Here is a 17,558-nt window from a genome sequence, read left to right on the forward strand (position 1 = left end):
CAAGCGTGCGCGACAACTGCGCAAATGTGGCAGAAAGCGTGGTAGTGCAGAGGCGGCCAAGGAAATGCCTGGGATGAGAAAATGGAACCGATTGACGACTTCGACCGCAGGATTTTGAGCATCATACAGGTTGACTGCCAGATGAAGGCGGAGGCCATCGGCGACTTAGTGGGTTTGTCCGCATCAGCCGTGCAGCGTCGCCTGAAAAGGATGCGGGACTCAAACATCATTACCGCCGAGATTGCTATCATCGACCGCAAAGTCGCCGGCAACCCCATGACGTTTATCGCCGGAATGGAGATCGAACGCGAGAACTACGACGCCCTGTCGAAGTTTCGCGTCTGGCTTGCCAAACAGGAACATATCCAACAGGTCTACTATGTGACCGGTGCAGTGGACTTAATCGCGATTATCACGGCTCGGGACGTTGGCCAATATGACGAGATCACTGCCAACTTGATGTCAGAAAACCCGCAGATCAAGCGCATTCACACCAATGTCGTGCTAAAAGATATTAAGCTCGGGATGTTCGTACCGGTCGCAAGCTAGTCCAAGCGCTCCCGCGCTACAAGGACGCAAGCTGACCGCAGATTCGCGGCGCCTTCCGGTGGATACATTATGCGATCTTCTGTAACGGGCGTTGCGTCAATCCCTTGTGCGCTCAATCCCTCGCCGAGTGCTTGCTTCTGTTGGGGTGGACGGCCCCCAACGGCATCGAATGTGCCAGAGGGAGTCGTTGTGAACTCAAGCAAAGGGAGCCGTCCGTGGACAAATTATTCGTATTGGCATGGATACGTCAAAACATGTCTTTCAATTGCATGGCGTCAACGCTGCTGAGCAACCGATCCTGCGCAAGAAGTTGCGCCGTAAGGAAATGATGGGCTTTTTCACGGAATGCCCGCCGACTGTGATTGCGATCGAAGCCTGCGGTGCTTCGCATCACTGGGCCCGGTCGCTGACCGCGCTCGGGCATGAGGTCAGACTGATCCCCCGCAGCTCGTGAAGCCTTACGTCAAACGTGGCAAAAATGACGCAGCTGATGCGGAAGCACTATGCGAGGCGATGAGCCGCCTAACAATGCGGTTCGTTCCGATGAAATCGGCGGATCAGCAAGCCGTACTGATGCTAGTTGGCATGCGCGAGCGCGTTGTTTCCGCACAAACGCAGCTTTCCAATACGATTCGCGGCCATGCGGCTGAGTTTGGGCTGACCGCCGGTAAAGGCATGTCCCATATCCCGCTACTGCTTGAACGGATCCTGATTGACGAAACCATTCCAGCCCTGGCACGCGATCTATTTGCATCTCTCGCTGACGAATTTCACTCCCGAAGAAGGACATACGGTCTTACGGTGAAAAGCCCGGCCTGATAAGCCTAGTTTGCTTCGTCGATACAGACCGAGCGGATGTCGCCATTGCTTAGCGTCGTCTTGCACCGCTGGTTCGACTTGCAGTTAGGGTCACCGTTAGCCGTCACGACACCGCCAACGCGCTCACATTCCTGAGCAGTCAGTTCAGCAGAGCCGACCGTGGTCAGTGGGCCGGTTGCTCTATCCTTAACCGATGGCGCTTTCACCAGCGGCTTCTTGGTCTCTGCCACCAGAACCAAATCCGATGGATTTGCAGCGGTGGGGCTGGTCCAGGACGGACTGCCTGTCATGTTGATAGGCGCTGCGTGGATCGTCGTTGCAAAGCCTATTGAGAATGCGGCAACGGAAAGGAAGCGAGCCCGAGACATTCTTTGCCCTCTACAACCGGTGGTGAAGCTGGGGTTATGATATTAGCAGCAAATAGGGCGGCGCGGAATGCACGTGTCGTTTGGCAGATCCGCCTTTACCCACCCGCCTCGCCGCTTTGTTTATGCTACTCAAGCGACGAGGCGGAGCCTTTCGAAGCGACGCTCGGGCGAGTCGGCAACGCATATAATGGCAACCTCCGAAGACGACCAGTTTGTCGTTTGCGCAACAACCACTTTCACTATCCGGTGAGCTGACGGATCGCCTTCGGCCCCAATTGAGACGCTCGGATCAAGAATCCGTTCTTCTCGCTTCCCGGGCGTTCAGATCAAAGGCAACAACGCGATCTCTCCATCCGCTTGAGACGACTGGAAGCCGGCAACATGCCGCTCAGTCCGGATGTCTCCTATCCCTCGCCTTGAAGGGATTCGAACCAGCTTCGATTATGGTTAATTAAGCGAATTCGTTAATTAACAAAAATGCCGTTTCGTTTATTAATGCCCGTCCTATTACTGCAATACAGAACACGTGAACATTACGGCTCGATACCGCCCCGTTATCGTCAACAAGAGGGAACCGCCTTCCGCTCTGCCTGGAGAAGCTGCGCTGCAGTCAGCCGAGCGCGTGGCTTGCCAACCCGTAGAGGTTCGGTCCCGGTACCACGACTGCGCCGCCTTTGCCCGGACGAGACATTGCGAGCACTGTGTCGAAGACGGCCAAGCCGGATTGCGAGAGGAATGTTGCGAAAGCGCCGGCCTCGACCGGTGTGTCGAGCCGCAGAAATTGACCTTCGTGGGTAGCGACATGATGCCGTATCACGGCGATGGCATCCGCATCATTTTCTGCCACGACCGGGCCAATGACATGCCCCCTGCCGAAACGACGGCAAAGTGCGAAAGCGCACAGCCGACCGCCGCGAACCAAGCCGTAGCCTAGGGACTGTGTAAAGAGCTTGCCGATCAGCGTCGCCCTCGAGGCACCGAATCCGCCCGCATCCAGCTCGACGACCGCAGCGAGGTCCTCCCCTTCCAGTCGCCGAACCAACGGCTGATCCGTTGGAGTAACAAAGTCGGTCGACCGGCGGGCCATGCCCTGGCATTGGTATATGGTCCGTATGGGCTCAAAACCGAGCGAATGATAAAGACGGCGGGATGCCCTTGTCGCATTGAGCCTCAGATCTCGTCCTCGGCTATCCGAAAGCACGTGGTCCATTAGCCATCGCCCGGCGCCGTTTGTCTGCAGCCGCGGCGAAGTAATCACCATGCCTATGGTCGCGAAATCATCGCCGTGCGGAAACCACATGGCCGAACCTGTCAGCCTGCCGATTTCGTCAAGCGCTATATAGCCTCGGCCGACCTCGCGCAGGAACTGCAAGTCTTCGGAGCGAAGCGGCCACCCGACGGAAACCGACAGAGCATGCAGTTGCTCGAGATCGGCGCTCTCAATCCCAGCTATGCGCATTTCGAAACTGTCAATGACTTTGGATTCGGATGTCGGTGTGTCCACCTCTTGCCTCCCGTCCTGCCGTCGCCCTGTCTCGTCCCGCACTCCAACCGGCACGCGGCCAAAACCTTTGTACGTTAGACTAGAACAGTACGCTCGATACAATTCACTTGAGAGGCCGCCTGACGCAACACAATCCTCCAAATCCGACGCGCTTTCAGCATGTAAAGCCTGGCCAGGCTTTTACAGTACCAGGCATCGTCGACGACGCTGACCCCAGCGGAGATATGGATGCTGTGAGGACAAGATGCAGGCAGTGGAAATACTCGAAAAACTCGTCGGCTTCCCCACCGTCGTCGGCACACCCAATGCTGACATCGTTGCCTGGATTGGCGGCTATCTGCAAAGCCACGGCATTGCCGTCACGCTCCTTCCCGGCCCGGAGGGCGATCGGTCTAACCTGTTCGCCACGATCGGTCCGAAAGAGGTGCCGGGTTATATTCTGTCGGGTCACATGGACGTCGTTCCGGCGACCGAAAGCGGCTGGACGGGCGATCCCTTTCATCTGCGTCAGGAGTCGGACCGACTTTATGGACGGGGCGCCACCGACATGAAGGGTTTCTTGGCCGCCGCCCTCGCCGCCGCGCCAAAGCTCGCCGAGATGCACCTGCGCCGGCCCATCCACTTTGCCTTCTCCTATGACGAGGAGGCCGGCTGCCGTGGAGTACCGCATATGATCGAACGCCTGCCGAAACTCTGCGAAAAACCCCTCGGCGCGCTCATCGGCGAGCCGAGCGGCATGCGGGCGATCCGGGCGCACAAGGGCAAGTCGGCAGCGAGGCTTTCGGTGAAGGGCCGTTCCGGGCACTCCTCGCGTCCGGACCAGGGGCTGAATGCCATCCATGCCATGGCGAAAGTGCTTACCTCTGCTGCCGGAGAAGCTGACCGGCTGACCCGCGGCCCGTTTGAAGACGTATTTGAGCCGCCTTACTCTTCCCTCCAGATTGGCACTGTCCAAGGCGGCCAAGCAGTCAATATCATTCCGGAGACCTGCGAGGCGGAATTCGAGGCGCGTGCGATTTCCGGCGTCGATCCGGCGGACCTGCTAAGCCCTGTGCGAGGGACTGCAGAGAAACTCAGGGAACTTGGTTTCACAGTCGAATGGCAAGAGCTCAGCGCTTATCCAGCGCTCTTTCTCCCCGCCGATGCGCCGCTCGCAACGCTTCTGGAGGAACTGACCGACCTCGTGTCTCTCCCGGCTGTCAGTTACGGCACCGAAGCCGGGCTTTTCCAGCAGGCCGGCATCGACGCGATCATCTGCGGCCCCGGCGAGATTGACCGCGCCCACAAGCCGAACGAATACATCCTCACCGACGAACTCGCTGCCTGCCAGGCGATGATCGAGCGGCTCGGTGAGCGTTGTCGCGCCTGAGGCATCAAGGCGGAGACGCGCAATGACCTTCCTCTTCAATTCCGACGCAAAACGCGGTGCGATCTTCGCCAAAGCTTTTTCGCGTGAGCTTCCGGACGTTCCTTTCGCCACGGATGCGGCGGCGGTCGATCCAGATGCGGTGCGCTACCTGATCACCTGGACGGTTCCGGAAGATCTTTCGCGCTATCGCAACCTTGAAATCCTCTTTTCGATCGGCGCCGGCGTCGACCAGTTCCGCATCGAGGCCGTTCCGCCGCGTGTGAAGGTCGTGCGCATGGTTGAGGACGGCATCATCCGGATGATGCAGGAATATGTGACACTTGCCGTACTCGCGCTCCATCGCAATTTGCCGGCCTATTTGGACCAGCAGCGCAGCCAACATTGGCAGGCCATTTCCCAGATTCAGGCGTCGGAACGCCGCATCGGCGTGCTCGGCCTCGGCATGCTCGGCACCGCGGTTCTCGAACGATTGAAGCCCTTCGGCTTTTCCCTATCCGGCTGGAGCCGCAGCGCGCACGAACTCGAGGGTGTCAGATGCCTGCACGGTGCTGACGGTCTCGACAATCTGTTGGCCGACACCGACATCCTCATCTGTCTCATTCCTCTAACCGACGAGACGCGCGGTTTCCTCGATGCCGAGCTCTTCGCCAAGCTCCCGGCCGGTGCGGCGCTCGTTCATGTCGGCCGCGGTCCGCAGCTCGATCATCAGGCACTTCTCGACGCACTCGACAGCGGCCATCTCTCCGGCGCCCTCATCGACGTCACCGACCCCGAGCCGCTTCCGGCGGACCATGCCATCTGGCGCCATTCGAAGATTCTGCTGACGCCGCACATAGCGAGCGTGACTCAACCGGAAACCGCCGCCAAGGCCGTGATCGAGAACATCAGACGCCACCGCTCGGGTCTCGATCCGGTCGGGCTCGTTGATCGCGGCCGCGGCTATTGAATTCCACCCCAGGAAAGGAAAGCCATGTCACTCCTGAAGACCATCGATACCAACCCCTCCTTCGCGCCGCGGGAATCCCGTCCCCTTCCGGAGCGCCTCATCTCCGGCGACCCCTCTTTCAAGACATGGGCTCAGGATGTCGCCCGTGGCGAAATGATCCACACCGGAATCTGGGAGGCGACGCCCGGCGAGACGCGCTCGATCAAGGGCGAGACCTTCGAGTTCTGCCATATCCTTTCCGGCGTCATTGAACTCACGCCCGAAGGCGGCGAGCCGGTCACCTACACGGCCGGCGACAGCTTCGTCATGAAGCCGGGCTTCGTCGGTATCTGGAAGACGATCGAGACGGTGCGCAAGGTCTACGTGACCGTGATGGCTTGAGCGATCGGGCGGGGTTATCCGACCCCGCCAAACAATACACTGCGCGGCGGCTGCAAAACGGTGTTTTCCGCCGCGCCACCTCCACCAACAAACCAAGCGACTACCTCAGTTTTGCTAGCTTCGACTGCAGTTATCCGAGGTATCCGCATGGCACTGAGTTTCGACCCTGACACCGTCCACCTCCCTATCGGTCACTTCATCGGCGACCGGATGATCCCTGCCGACGGGGTCATCGACATGCATCGTCCATCCGATGGCAAAGCCTATGCCAGCTGTCCGCTCGCGGATGTGGCACTCGTCGACCGCGCTGTCGAAACCGCCAAGAATGCGCTGAAGGCTAGCAACTGGGGCGGCGTGCGTCCACGCGAGCGGACAGTCGTGCTGCAGCGCTGGGCCGACCTGATCGAAAGGGAGGCGGAAACCCTCGCCAAGCTCGAGGCGCTTTCCTCGACGCGTCCCGTTGGTCACCTCGTCGCCGGCGATGTCGCTGTCAGCGCCGAGCAGATCCGGTTCTTTGCGGAGTTCGCCGATAAGGAAGGAAGCGACCTCGTGCCGACCGACGACGGTAGTCTCGGCATGGTCATGACGGAGCCCTATGGCGTCGTTGCCGCCATCACCCCGTGGAATTTTCCCATTTCGATGGCCGCCTGGAAGCTCGGCCCCGCGCTTGCGGCCGGCAATGCCGTGGTACTGAAGCCGTCGGAATTGACGCCGTTTTCGACCGTCTATCTCGCCGAACTCGCGATCCGCTCCGGCCTGCCGGCTGGTCTCGTTAATATCGTGCTGGGCGACGGTCCGGTGACCGGCACTGCCCTCACCGGCCATCCAGACATCGCCAAGGTCAGCTTCACCGGCTCGACCGGCGCCGGTTCAGCCATCATGGCTAACATCGCCCGCACCGGGGTCAAACCCATGACGCTTGAACTTGGCGGAAAGAGTCCTCAACTCGTGTTCGCCGACGCGGACCTCGACAAGGCGGCCGCCGCGATCGCACAGAGCATCCTCTCCAATGCCGGCCAGGCCTGCGTCGCCGGCTCTCGCCTAATCGTCGAGGAGGGTGCTGCTGCGCCGCTCGCCGAGGCGATCGTCAGACGCATGAGAGCGGCGAAGGCGGGGCCGACCTGGCACGAGGCAACCGAATACTCGCCGATCATCTCGAAGCGCCAGTTGAACCGCATCCACGGCATCGTCGAGGCTGCCGTTGCAGCGGGCGGCGAATGCCTGTTCGGGGGCGCGCCAATGGATGCGCCCGGCTACTTCTATCAGCCGACGTTGATGGCCGTGCGCGACAGTTCCTCGCCAGCGATAACTGAAGAAATCTTCGGTCCGGTCCTGACCATGCAGACCTTTGCCGACGAAGAGGAGGCCGTGGCGCTCGCCGATCACCCGACCTACGGCCTGGCCGCCGGCCTTTTCACCCGTGACCTGTCGCGCGCCCTCCGGCTTACGCGGCGACTCCAGGCAGGCACCGTTTGGGTCAACCGGTACAGCCGCTCACGCGACCACATTCTGCCGACCGGCGGCTACAAGCGCTCCGGCATCGGCAAGGACCTCGGACGCGTAGCCTATCAAGCCAATCGCAAGAGCAAGAGCGTTCTCATCAACCTCTAGGAGCCTTCCATGAAATCCTATTCGATCGCACTCATCCCCGGCGACGGTATTGGCCAGGATGTAACGGATGCGGCCTGGCGGGTTCTTTCGACCGTTGCCAGGCATTCCAACTTCTCGCTCACCGGCACGCCCTTCCCCTGGTCCTGCGCCTATTACAAGGAAACGGGCGCGATGATGCCAGCAGATGGCATAGAACTCTTGCGTCGCTTCGATGCGATCCTGCTCGGGGCCGTCGGCTGGCCCGCCGAGGTGCCGGATTCCGTCTCACTCCACGGCTTGCTTCTGCCGATCCGCAAGGCCTTTGTGCAATATGCCAATATCCGCCCGCACCGGCTGCTGCCGGGTGTGCAGGGGCCGCTGAAAGCGGAAAATTTCGACATTCTCTGCATCCGCGAGAATACCGAAGGCGAATATTCCGGAGCCGGCGGCCGCGTGCATCAGGCAACGGTCGACGAAGTCGCGGTCGAAACCTCGATCTTCACGCGCACGGGCGTCGAGCGGATCTTGCGCTTCGGCTTCGAACAGGCTCGCCAACGCCGCGGCAAACTCGCTTCGGTGACCAAATCCAACGCCCAGAAATACTCCATGGTGTTCTGGGACGAGATTACGCGAGAGCTCGCTGCCGACTATGCCGATGTCGAGGTGACGAACTATCATATCGACGCCATGGCCGCGCGCATGGTGATGGCGCCAGAGAGCCTCGATGTCGTGGTCGCCTCGAACCTTTTCGGCGACATCCTGACCGATCTCGGTGCCGCCATTCAGGGCGGTCTCGGCTTTGCGGCTTCGGCCAACATCAATCCTGATCGCAGCGCCCCTTCAATGTTCGAGCCGGTGCATGGATCAGCGCCCGACATCGCCCATCTAGGCATCGCCAACCCAATAGCCGCCATCTGGTCCGGTGCGATGATGCTGGAGCATCTCGGAGAAAGCGACGCCGCGCGCATTGTTCTGGCCGCGCTCGAAAAAACGACCGCCCGCGGGATCGGCACCGTGCCGGGCAAAGACAAAACCGAAACCATCACGGCGGCTGTGCTTGCCGCGCTCAACTGATATTGAGAGGAGAGAAATAATGAAGTTGGACGATAGGGAACTTTTCCGGCAAGAGGGCTTCATCGACGGAGCCTGGCTGGCAGCAGCCTCGGGTAAGACCGTCGACGTTTTCGATCCTGCCAGCCAGACGCGTCTCGGTATTATTCCGGACATGGGTGAAGAGGAAACGCGCGCCGCCATCGCAGCCGCCAATGCCGCCTTCGGGCCGTGGAAGAAGAAGACGCATGCCGAACGGGCCGCGATGCTCGAGCGCTGGTACACGCTGATGATTGAAAACCTTGAGGATCTGGCGCTGCTCTTGACGATGGAACAGGGCAAGCCCCTGGACGAAGCGCGCGTGGAAATCCGTTACGGCGCGTCCTTCGTCAAATGGTTCGCCGAAGAAGCCCGCCGCATCGGCGGCCACACCATTCCCTCTCCGACGGCCGATCGCCGCATCCTCGTTCTGAAGGAGGCAGTCGGCGTCTGCGCCATCGTGACGCCGTGGAACTTCCCGAACGCAATGATTACCCGCAAGGTGGCACCCGCCCTGGCCGCGGGCTGCACGGTGGTAATCAAGCCCTCGGAATTCACGCCATTTTCGGCGCTCGCCCTTGGAGTTCTGGCAGAGCGCGCCGGCATTCCCGCCGGCGTGATCAACATCGTCACCGGAATGCCGACCGCAATCGGCAACGAATTCATGGCGAACGAAACAGTGCGCAAGATCTCCTTTACGGGCTCGACGCGCGTCGGCTCTCTCTTGATGAGAGGCGCGGCCGACAGCGTCAAGCGCCTCTCGCTCGAACTCGGCGGGAATGCCCCCTTCATCGTCTTCGACGACGCCGACCTTAATCTGGCGGTCGAAGGCGCGATCGCGTCGAAGTTCCGCAATGGCGGCCAGACCTGCGTCTGTGCCAACCGCATCCTGGTGCAGGCCGGCGTCTACGACGCCTTCGCCGAGAAGCTCGGCGCACGCGTTAACGCAATGAAGGTCGGCCCCGGCACGGAAACCGGAATCGCGATCGGACCGATGATCAATGATGCGGCAATTGACAAGATCAACCGCCATGTCGAGGACGCGCTTGCCAAAGGCGCGAAGGTTTCGGCGCGCGGCATCTCGGTGCCGGAGGGGAGACAATATACGGCCCCGATCGTGCTGACCGGCGCCACCACCGAGATGCTGCTTGCCAGCGAAGAGACCTTCGGTCCCGTTGCCCCACTCTTCCGCTTCGAGACGGAGGAGGAGGCAATCGCCATCGCCAATGGCACGCCCTTCGGTCTGGCTGCCTATTTCTACACCGAAAGCCTGAAACGGTCCTGGCGCGTGGCGGAAGCGCTCGAATTCGGCATGGTCGGCCTCAACACCGGCGCCATCTCCACCGAAGTCGCCCCCTTCGGCGGCGTCAAGTATTCCGGCCTCGGCCGCGAGGGTGCCCAGGTCGGTATCGAGGAATATCTCGAGATGAAGAGCTTCCACATCGGCGGCCTGGATTAATGCAAGTGGCGCAAAAATGTGGGCTTTTGGGGCAACGACATGCTCAAACAAGTACCTACGGCGCGTCGCGTGAATTCGATTGAACGCGACGAGCTGTGGGTAGTCACGACGATCTTGGGTCGGATCGAACCAAAGCCGCAAACGTGATTGTTCCAGGAGTGGAGTGAATGCCTGCGAAAAGGCGCCGTGTTTCTTCATCCCGCTCTAAAGCGCGCGCGAGGCGCTTCAACTCTTTCGCAAAATCCGCTGCACACTTCAGGCAGCACACCAGGCGAGATCCTCCAAACAAAGAAGGGCGCGGGCCTGTCCGGTCCGCGCCCTTCTTCCTTACCTGAGCTGTCTATTGGACCTTGTCCAGCATTTTGTAATACATGCCGACGAGCGGCAGGAACCAGGGCTTGCCGAAATGTCCTGGCACGGCCGGCCATTCGAGACCCTTCAGCGGGTTGCGGTCCGGCCGGTCGAGAATTGCATCCGCTATGATCATGCCGAGATGCGTCGAAACCTGCGCGCCGTGGCCGGAATAGCCCATGGCGTACCAAACCCCGTCTTGATAACCGGCGCGGGGGAAGCGGTCCTTGGTCATGTCGACGAGACCACCCCAGCAATAGTCGATCTCGACGTTGACAAGCTGCGGAAAGATCTCAGCGAGGCTCGCCTTGAGGATGGCACCGCTTTTCGCGTCCGACCGTTGGTCGGATTTCGCCGAGAAGCGGGCTCGGCCGCCGAAGATTAGACGGTTGTCGTGCGAAAGCCTGAAATAATTGCCGATGTTCATCGACGTGACGCAGGTGCGATTACCCGGCATGCTTGCCGCGATCTCCGCCGCTGTCAGCGGTCGGGTGGCGATGATGAAGCTGCCGACGGCGATGATGCGGCGACGAAAGTAGCCGAAGGTCGAAGGCGTGTAGGCGCCGGTGGCGACAAGAACCGCATCCGCTGTGACGCTGCCGCGGGCGGTCTTCAATGCGTGCCGGCCGGCCGCCTGCCGATGCTCGGTAACCGCCGCGCTCTCGAAGACCGTGGCGCCATGGCGGGTGGCCGCTTCGGCGAGTCCGACGACATAGCGCCCCATGTGCATCATCGCGCTCTTCTTCGAGAGCATCGCCCCGCAGAAGGGCGAGCCGACTTCCTGCTTCAGGTCCTGTGCGCAGAGAAGCGCGGTGTCGCGGTCAACTTCCGTGTTGACCGCCTCGAAATTGCGGGCGATCGCCTCGAAATGCTGGGGCTTCGAGGCGAGCTTCAGTTTGCCAGCGCGGCGGAAACTGCAGTCGATGCCTTCTTCGGCGATTAGTGCCTCGATCGTGTCGATCGATTCGTCGAACGCCTGGTAAAGCGCAATCGCCCGCTCCCTGCCGAGTTCCGCCTTGGCCGCGAGATAACTGTGGGCGAGCCCGTTGTTCAAGTGGCCGCCATTGCGTCCGGAGGCACCCCAGCCAACCCTTTCCGCCTCCAGCACGACGACTTTGGCGCCAGCCTTGGCAAGTTGCCGAGCAGCGGCGAGGCCGGTGAAACCGCCGCCGATCACCGCGACGTCGTAGTGGCCCTCGACCGGACCCTGAGCAGCCCCGGCAAAGGCCGGGGCGGTGTCGTGCCAGTAGGACAGAAACTTCATGGCGGACTGCCCTTTCTAAAGACCGACGACGCCCGGAAGGGAAGAGATGCCGGCGATCTCGATGTAACCGTAATACGGATTGGCCGGCTCGTGGCCGCGATTGACCCAGACCTTGTTCTTCATGCCGAGATCATGCGCCGACATCAGGTCATAGCGGAAGGAAGACGAGCAGTGGAGAATGTCCTCGGGGCCGCAGCCGAGCATGTCGAGCATGTATTCGAAGGCCTTGAAGCGCGGCTTGTAGGCCTGCGCCTGTTCGGCGGTGTATACTGCATGGAAGGGTGCGCCGAGCTTTTCGACATTCGACATGATCTGCGAATTCATTGCATTCGACAGGATCACCAACGGGATCTCCTTGGCGACCCTGGCAAGCCCCGCCGGCACGTCCGCATGCGGCCCCCAGGTCGGGACACGCTCGTAGACCATCTTCGCAGCTTCATCGCGGAACTTTATGCCGTTGCGCTTGCAGGTCCGTTCCAGCGAATTGTGCACCACCTCCGCATAGGGCTTCCAGTCGCCGAGAATTTCGTCAAGACGATAGGCGGCGAAATTCTTGATGAATTCGGCCAAGCGCGCTTCATCGAGCTGCTCCCCATAGAGGTCGCGCGCAGCTTCTGCCATCTGGAAATTGGTTAGCGTGCCGTAGCAGTCGAAAGTGATGTATTTCGGACGGAACGTCGTCATGTGCGTATCCTTGTAAGAGCGGGACCAGGTATTCTGTAAGGATCATAGGCGCTGCGCCTCCCATCGCCTCGCCTGATTTGGCGGCGTTCGAAGCAGAATCTATCGTATCGAGAGCCGGCTTTGGCAGAAGGTTGCGTGGCTGCTGATCGTCAACAGTGCCTTTCGGCCCGGCGCCGTCCCAGCGCTCCTTCCTTATCAGCATAAGATGCGGCGACCGGCAGACGCAAAGCTATAAGATACCGCGCGAGCCAAAGCTTTCAGACGATCTTCCGGTCAGCACTCCTTCAGACTAGCGGGCAGAAATGAAGGAAACGCCATGCAGACAAGTCAGATCGATATTGCCGCCTTCGGGCCTGAGCATCTGGAGGCCGCCGTCAAGCTCTCGCAGCAGGCCGGTTGGCCACATCGCCTTGAAGATTGGCAGATGGCGCTAATTATGAGCAAAGGTGTCGTCGCGATTGAGGGCAACCGGGTCGTCGGCACTGTATTCGTGACCCCTTACGAGTCGGACTGTGCGACGATCAACATGGTCATCGTCGACGAGGCGATGCGCGGCCGCGGCCTCGGTCGCAAGCTGATGGACGCGGCGGTGGAGCTGGCAGCCGATCGTCCGCTTAGACTCGTGGCAACGACTGAGGGCATGCCACTGTACGAAAAACTTGGCTTCGAGAAGACCGGGCGCGTGCTGCAACACCAGGGGATCGCTCGAGAAATAGCCACGCCAGCGGCAGCCGAGGCGGCGGACACCTTCGACATCCAGGCGATCGCCGAGCTTGATCGTCTAGCCTTTGGTGCCGACCGCAGGAGGCTGATCGCCTATCTGGCCGAGGTTGGCGAATTCGCCGTCATTCGCCGCGACGGTCGCGTCTCCGGTTTCGCAGCCTTGCGCGCCTTCGGCCGCGGCGAGGTCATCGGCCCCATCGTTTCCGGCAACCTCGATGACGCCAAGGCGCTCGTTCAACATTTCATCGCCGTCAAAACCGGCCGCTTTCTCCGAGTTGATACTACCGCCGATACGGGCCTTTCGCCCTGGCTTGCCGAATACGGACTTGCCCATGTCGGCGGCGGGATCGCCATGATGAAGCCGCCAGTTCACCGCGCCGCCGATCCCGCCGCCATCACCTTCGCCCTCGCCAATCAGGCGCTCGGCTGATCCGGAGATCATTATGTACAGCAATTCCCTTATCGAGCTCGACCGTGCCCACCTGATCCATCCGGTCGCCTCCTATCGCAGCCACGAAAAGCTCGGCGTGCGCGTGCTCGCCTCGGCCAAAGGTGCAACGGTCACCGACGCCTCGGGCAGGCAAATGATCGACGGTTTTGCCGGACTCTGGTGCGTCAATGCGGGCTACGGACATGAAAGTATCGTCGAGGCGGCAGCAAAGCAGATGCGCGAACTCCCTTACGCGACGGCCTATTTCGGCCTCGGTTCGGAGCCGGCCATCCGCCTCGCTTCTGAACTCGCCGAACGCGCGCCAGGCGATCTCAACCATGTCTACTTTACGCTGGGCGGTTCCGATGCCGTCGATAGCACGATCCGCTTCATCCGTTATTATTGGAATGCCCGTGGCGAGCCGCAGCGCGATCAGTTCATCTCGGTCGAACAGGGCTATCACGGCTCCTCGACCGTCGGCGCCGGCCTCACCGCGCTGCCGGCCTTCCATGCCGGCTTCGGCATTCCCTTCGACTGGCAGCACAAGATCCCGTCGCATTATGCCTACCGCAATCCGGTGGGTGAGGATCCGCAGGCAATCATTGACGCATCGCTGGCGGCACTCCGTCGCAAGGTCGAGGATATTGGCCCCGAGCGCGTCGCCGCCTTCTATGCCGAGCCCATCCAAGGCTCGGGCGGCGTGCTGGTGCCGCCCAGGGGCTGGATGAAGGCGATGCGCGAACTTTGCCGCGAGCTCGGCATCCTCTTCGTTGCAGACGAGGTGATCACCGGCTTCGGCCGCACTGGCCCGCTCTTCGCCTGCGAAGAGGACGAGACCGTGCCGGATTTCATCACCACGGCCAAAGGTCTCACTTCCGGCTACGTGCCGATGGGCGCGGTCTTCATGGCCGACCATGTTTATCAGACGATCGCCGACGGTGCCGGCGCTGCCGCCGTCGGCCACGGCCATACCTATTCGGCTCATCCGGTCAGCGCGGCGGTCGGCCTGGAAGTGCTGAAGCTTTACGAAGGCGGCCTGCTGGAAAATGGGCGGAAGGCCGGTGCCCGTCTGATGCAGGGCCTTGAAAACCTGAGAGACCACCCGCTCGTCGGCGATGTGCGCGGCCGTGGCATGCTGGCCGCCGTCGAACTCGTCGTCGACAAAGTGAAGAAGACCCCTTTGCCGGCAGCCGCGGAGCCAGCGCGCCGCATCTTCGACCGTGCCTGGGAAAACGGCCTTGTCATCCGTGCCTTCGCCAATGGCGTGCTGGGCTACGCGCCGCCGCTCTGCTGCACCGAAGCGGAGATCGACGAAATCGTCGAGCGCACCCGCCAAACGTTGAACGAGACCTTGGAAGACCTGGATGTTCGCCAGGCTTTGAGGGCCTGATGGACGACTGACGCGATATGTCGCGGAACCGCCATATTCGAAATTTTGTGCCGCGCTACGGCGCCCTTTCAGAGACTCCAGCGCGGCACAACTGCCAAACTCAAATCAAGGAAGCGGCCGGATCCCAGCATATGCGGCCTTTCCAGCAAGAGCGGGAGAGAACATCCCGCCGACGGGAACAGAATATTCTTCTTCATGAAGTCGGCGCTCCGACGTGGGACGCGAAAAAACTGGGGAATCGATGTGCACAAGAGCCTTCCCGAATTCAAATACATGACCTTCGACGTCGTCGGCACGCTGGTCGACTTCGAGGGCGGTCTCAAGGATTGCCTCGCCGGCGTCGCCGCCGAGGCCAGTGTCGCCATCGATGGCGAGGAGGCGCTCAGCCTCTACCGCGCAGCGCGCTACTCCAAGGACGCCGACCTCTTCCCGGACGATCTGGTGCGCGTCTATCTTGAAATCGCGCCGAAGCTCGGCCTTCCGACTGAGCGGAAATATGGCGAGCGTCTCAGGGACTCCGCCAGGAACTGGAGGGCCTTCGCAGACAGCGCCGAAGCGCTGGCGCGCCTTGCGAAGAATTACCGGCTTGTCGCTATGACCAATGCGCGCCGCTGGGCCTTCGATTTCTTCGCCGAGGAACTGGGCGATCCCTTCTACGCCGCCTTCACCGCCGACGATACCGGCACCGAAAAGCCTGACCCCGCCTTCTTTCAGAAGGTTTTCGACTTCATCGGCTCGCAAGGCAATTCGAAGGACGACGTCCTCCATGTCGCCCAGAGCCAGTACCACGACATAGGCATTTCGCGGAAGCTCGGACTGACCAGTTGCTGGATCGAGCGGCGCCACGCGCAGAAAGGTTACGGCGGCACCATAGAGCCGGCCGAGTTCACCGAGCCCGACTACCACTTCACCTCCTTGGCCGGCCTTGCCGATGCCGTGGCCGTCGCACGTAGCTGACCAGTTCACCGGATTGGGTCTAAGTCCGCGGAAGACGTGCAGCCCGTCAACAACGAAAAGGGGAATGACATGAACGACAAGATCACCAATTGGACCAGTTCCGACGACGCCCTGGTCGAAAACGCCATCCGCCGCGGCGCTACACGCCGTGAGCTGCTGCAGATGATGCTCGCGGGCGGCGTTGCTCTCTCCGCCGGCGGTCTCGTGCTCGGCCGCGCCTCCAACGCGGTTGCCGCAACGCCGGTCTCCGGCGGCGCGCTTAAGGCGGCCGGCTGGTCGTCCTCGACTGCGGACACGCTCGACCCGGCCAAGGCATCGCTCTCCACCGACTATGTGCGCTGCTGCTCCTTCTACAACCGTCTCACCTTCCTCGATAAGAGCGGCACCCCGCAGATGGAGCTCGCTGAGGCAATCGAGTCTGAGGATGCGAAGACTTGGACGGTCAAACTGAGGAGCGGCGTCACCTTCCACGACGGCAAGCCGTTAACCGCCGACGACGTGGTCTTCTCGTTGAAACGCCATCTCGATCCATCCGTCGGTTCGAAGGTCGCGAAGATCGCCGCGCAGATGACAGGCTTCAAGGCCGTCGACAAGCAGACAGTCGAGATCACGCTCGCAAATCCGAACGCCGACCTGCCGACCATCCTGTCGATGCACCACTTCATGATCGTCGCCGATGGCACGACGGATTTTTCCAAGGGGAACGGCACCGGCGCCTTCGTCAGGGAGGTCTTCGAGCCCGGCGTACGCTCGATCGGCATCAAGAACAAGAACTATTGGAAGTCCGGCCCGAACGTCGATTCCTTCGAGTACTTCGCGATCAGCGACGATAGCTCGCGCGTCAACGCATTGCTCTCAGGCGACATCCATCTCGCTGCTACGATCAATCCGCGCTCGATGCGCCTGGTCGAGGCCCAAGGCGACGGCTTCGTGCTCTCGAAAACCACCTCGGGCAACTACACCAATCTCAACATACGCATGGACTTGGAGCCCGGCAGCAAGCGGGACTTCGTCGAGGGAATGAAGTACCTCGTCAACCGCGAGCAGATCGTCAAGTCGGCGCTCCGCGGCCTCGGAGAAATCGGCAACGACCAGCCGGTTTCGCCGGCAAATTTCTACCATAATGGCGACCTGAAGCCGCGGGCGTTCGATCCGGAGCAGGCGAAGTTCCATTTCGAGAAGGCCGGCGTTCTCGGTCAGTCGATCCCGGTGATCGCATCCGAGGCGGCGAACTCGTCGATCGATATGGCAATGATCATCCAGGCTTCCGCTGCCGAGATCGGCTTGAAGCTCGATGTCCAGCGCGTTCCGGCCGACGGCTATTGGGACAATTATTGGCTCAAGGCACCGGTCCATTTCGGCAACATCAACCCGCGTCCGACACCGGACATCCTGTTCTCGTTACTCTATACTTCGCAAGCGCCATGGAACGAGAGCCAGTACAAGTCGGAGAAATTCGACAAGATGCTGATCGAGGCGCGCGGCTCACTTGACCAGGAGAAGCGCAAGGCGATCTACAACGAGATGCAGGTGATGGTCGCAAACGAAGCCGGCACCATCATTCCGGCCTATATCTCCAATGTCGATGCGATCACCGCCAAGCTCAAGGGCTTGGAAGCCAACCCGCTTGGCGGCCAGATGGGTTATGCTTTCGCGGAATATGTCTGGCTCGAAGCCTGATGAAG

At 60.9% G+C, this 17,558-nt stretch carries 15 protein-coding genes and 1 pseudogene; 12 read left to right on the top strand and 4 right to left on the bottom strand.

Annotated features, from left to right (window positions below):
* Positions 1–81 precede the first annotated feature (81 nt).
* Complete coding sequence (locus BHMPCIPO_RS23185) at positions 82–549, top strand: Lrp/AsnC family transcriptional regulator (protein ID WP_173519158.1); 468 nt, start codon at positions 82–84, stop codon at positions 547–549.
* Positions 550–787: 238 nt separating this feature from the next.
* Positions 788–1,320 (top strand): annotated as a pseudogene (locus BHMPCIPO_RS23190) (IS110 family RNA-guided transposase); the annotation flags it as partial.
* Between the two features lie 53 nt (positions 1,321–1,373).
* Here the strand turns inward: BHMPCIPO_RS23190 and BHMPCIPO_RS23195 are convergent.
* Together BHMPCIPO_RS23195 and BHMPCIPO_RS23200 are read right to left on the bottom strand one after the other, a co-directional pair.
* Positions 1,374–1,598 (bottom strand): hypothetical protein, encoded by a 225-nt coding sequence (locus BHMPCIPO_RS23195; protein ID WP_173519159.1) that lies wholly within the window; start codon positions 1,596–1,598, stop codon positions 1,374–1,376.
* Between the two features lie 748 nt (positions 1,599–2,346).
* Positions 2,347–3,240: a GNAT family N-acetyltransferase gene (locus tag BHMPCIPO_RS23200; protein WP_173519160.1), complete on the bottom strand. Its 894-nt coding sequence runs from the start codon at positions 3,238–3,240 to the stop codon at positions 2,347–2,349.
* Between the two features lie 244 nt (positions 3,241–3,484).
* Between BHMPCIPO_RS23200 and argE the strand changes: the two genes are divergently transcribed.
* From argE to BHMPCIPO_RS23230, 6 genes are all read left to right on the top strand, one after another.
* Positions 3,485–4,609: an acetylornithine deacetylase gene (gene argE, locus BHMPCIPO_RS23205; RefSeq protein WP_173519161.1), complete on the top strand. Its 1,125-nt coding sequence runs from the start codon at positions 3,485–3,487 to the stop codon at positions 4,607–4,609.
* A 22-nt stretch (positions 4,610–4,631) separates the two neighbouring features.
* On the top strand, positions 4,632–5,555 hold the full coding sequence (locus BHMPCIPO_RS23210) for a 2-hydroxyacid dehydrogenase (protein WP_173519162.1): 924 nt from the start codon (positions 4,632–4,634) through the stop codon (positions 5,553–5,555).
* A 24-nt stretch (positions 5,556–5,579) separates the two neighbouring features.
* Positions 5,580–5,936, top strand: coding sequence for a cupin domain-containing protein (locus BHMPCIPO_RS23215; RefSeq protein ID WP_173519163.1), 357 nt, complete (start codon positions 5,580–5,582; stop codon positions 5,934–5,936).
* A 147-nt stretch (positions 5,937–6,083) separates the two neighbouring features.
* Entirely contained in the window at positions 6,084–7,547 is a 1,464-nt protein-coding gene (locus BHMPCIPO_RS23220; RefSeq protein WP_173519164.1) for an aldehyde dehydrogenase family protein, read from the top strand.
* Positions 7,548–7,556: 9 nt separating this feature from the next.
* Positions 7,557–8,600 carry a tartrate dehydrogenase gene (locus tag BHMPCIPO_RS23225; RefSeq protein WP_173519165.1) on the top strand — a complete coding sequence of 348 codons (1,044 nt, stop codon included), beginning with the start codon at positions 7,557–7,559 and terminating at the stop codon, positions 8,598–8,600.
* Between the two features lie 19 nt (positions 8,601–8,619).
* Positions 8,620–10,074 carry an NAD-dependent succinate-semialdehyde dehydrogenase gene (locus BHMPCIPO_RS23230; RefSeq protein ID WP_173519166.1) on the top strand — a complete coding sequence of 485 codons (1,455 nt, stop codon included), beginning with the start codon at positions 8,620–8,622 and terminating at the stop codon, positions 10,072–10,074.
* A gap of 340 nt (positions 10,075–10,414) precedes the next feature.
* Here the strand turns inward: BHMPCIPO_RS23230 and BHMPCIPO_RS23235 are convergent, their stop codons facing one another.
* Together BHMPCIPO_RS23235 and BHMPCIPO_RS23240 are read right to left on the bottom strand one after the other, a co-directional pair.
* Complete coding sequence (locus tag BHMPCIPO_RS23235; protein ID WP_173519167.1) at positions 10,415–11,689, bottom strand: NAD(P)/FAD-dependent oxidoreductase; 1,275 nt, start codon at positions 11,687–11,689, stop codon at positions 10,415–10,417.
* A 15-nt stretch (positions 11,690–11,704) separates the two neighbouring features.
* Positions 11,705–12,373 (bottom strand): haloacid dehalogenase type II, encoded by a 669-nt coding sequence (locus tag BHMPCIPO_RS23240; protein WP_173519168.1) that lies wholly within the window; start codon positions 12,371–12,373, stop codon positions 11,705–11,707.
* Positions 12,374–12,689: 316 nt separating this feature from the next.
* On the opposite strand from BHMPCIPO_RS23240, the gene BHMPCIPO_RS23245 reads away from it, so the two are divergent.
* The 4 genes from BHMPCIPO_RS23245 to BHMPCIPO_RS23260 all read left to right on the top strand — a co-directional run bounded on the left by BHMPCIPO_RS23245 (position 12,690) and on the right by BHMPCIPO_RS23260 (position 17,553).
* The gene (locus tag BHMPCIPO_RS23245) at positions 12,690–13,526 is read left to right on the top strand and encodes a GNAT family N-acetyltransferase (RefSeq protein ID WP_173519169.1); all 837 of its coding nucleotides are present in this window, start codon (positions 12,690–12,692) and stop codon (positions 13,524–13,526) included.
* A gap of 13 nt (positions 13,527–13,539) precedes the next feature.
* Complete coding sequence (locus tag BHMPCIPO_RS23250; protein WP_173519170.1) at positions 13,540–14,916, top strand: aspartate aminotransferase family protein; 1,377 nt, start codon at positions 13,540–13,542, stop codon at positions 14,914–14,916.
* 243 nt (positions 14,917–15,159) lie between these two features.
* On the top strand, positions 15,160–15,873 hold the full coding sequence (locus tag BHMPCIPO_RS23255; RefSeq protein WP_173519171.1) for an HAD-IA family hydrolase: 714 nt from the start codon (positions 15,160–15,162) through the stop codon (positions 15,871–15,873).
* Positions 15,874–15,942: 69 nt separating this feature from the next.
* Complete coding sequence (locus BHMPCIPO_RS23260) at positions 15,943–17,553, top strand: ABC transporter substrate-binding protein (protein WP_173519172.1); 1,611 nt, start codon at positions 15,943–15,945, stop codon at positions 17,551–17,553.
* The last annotated feature ends 5 nt before the right edge of the window (positions 17,554–17,558 follow it).

The sequence above is a fragment of the Ensifer sesbaniae genome (assembly GCF_013283665.1).
GTDB lineage: Bacteria > Pseudomonadota > Alphaproteobacteria > Rhizobiales > Rhizobiaceae > Ensifer > Ensifer sesbaniae.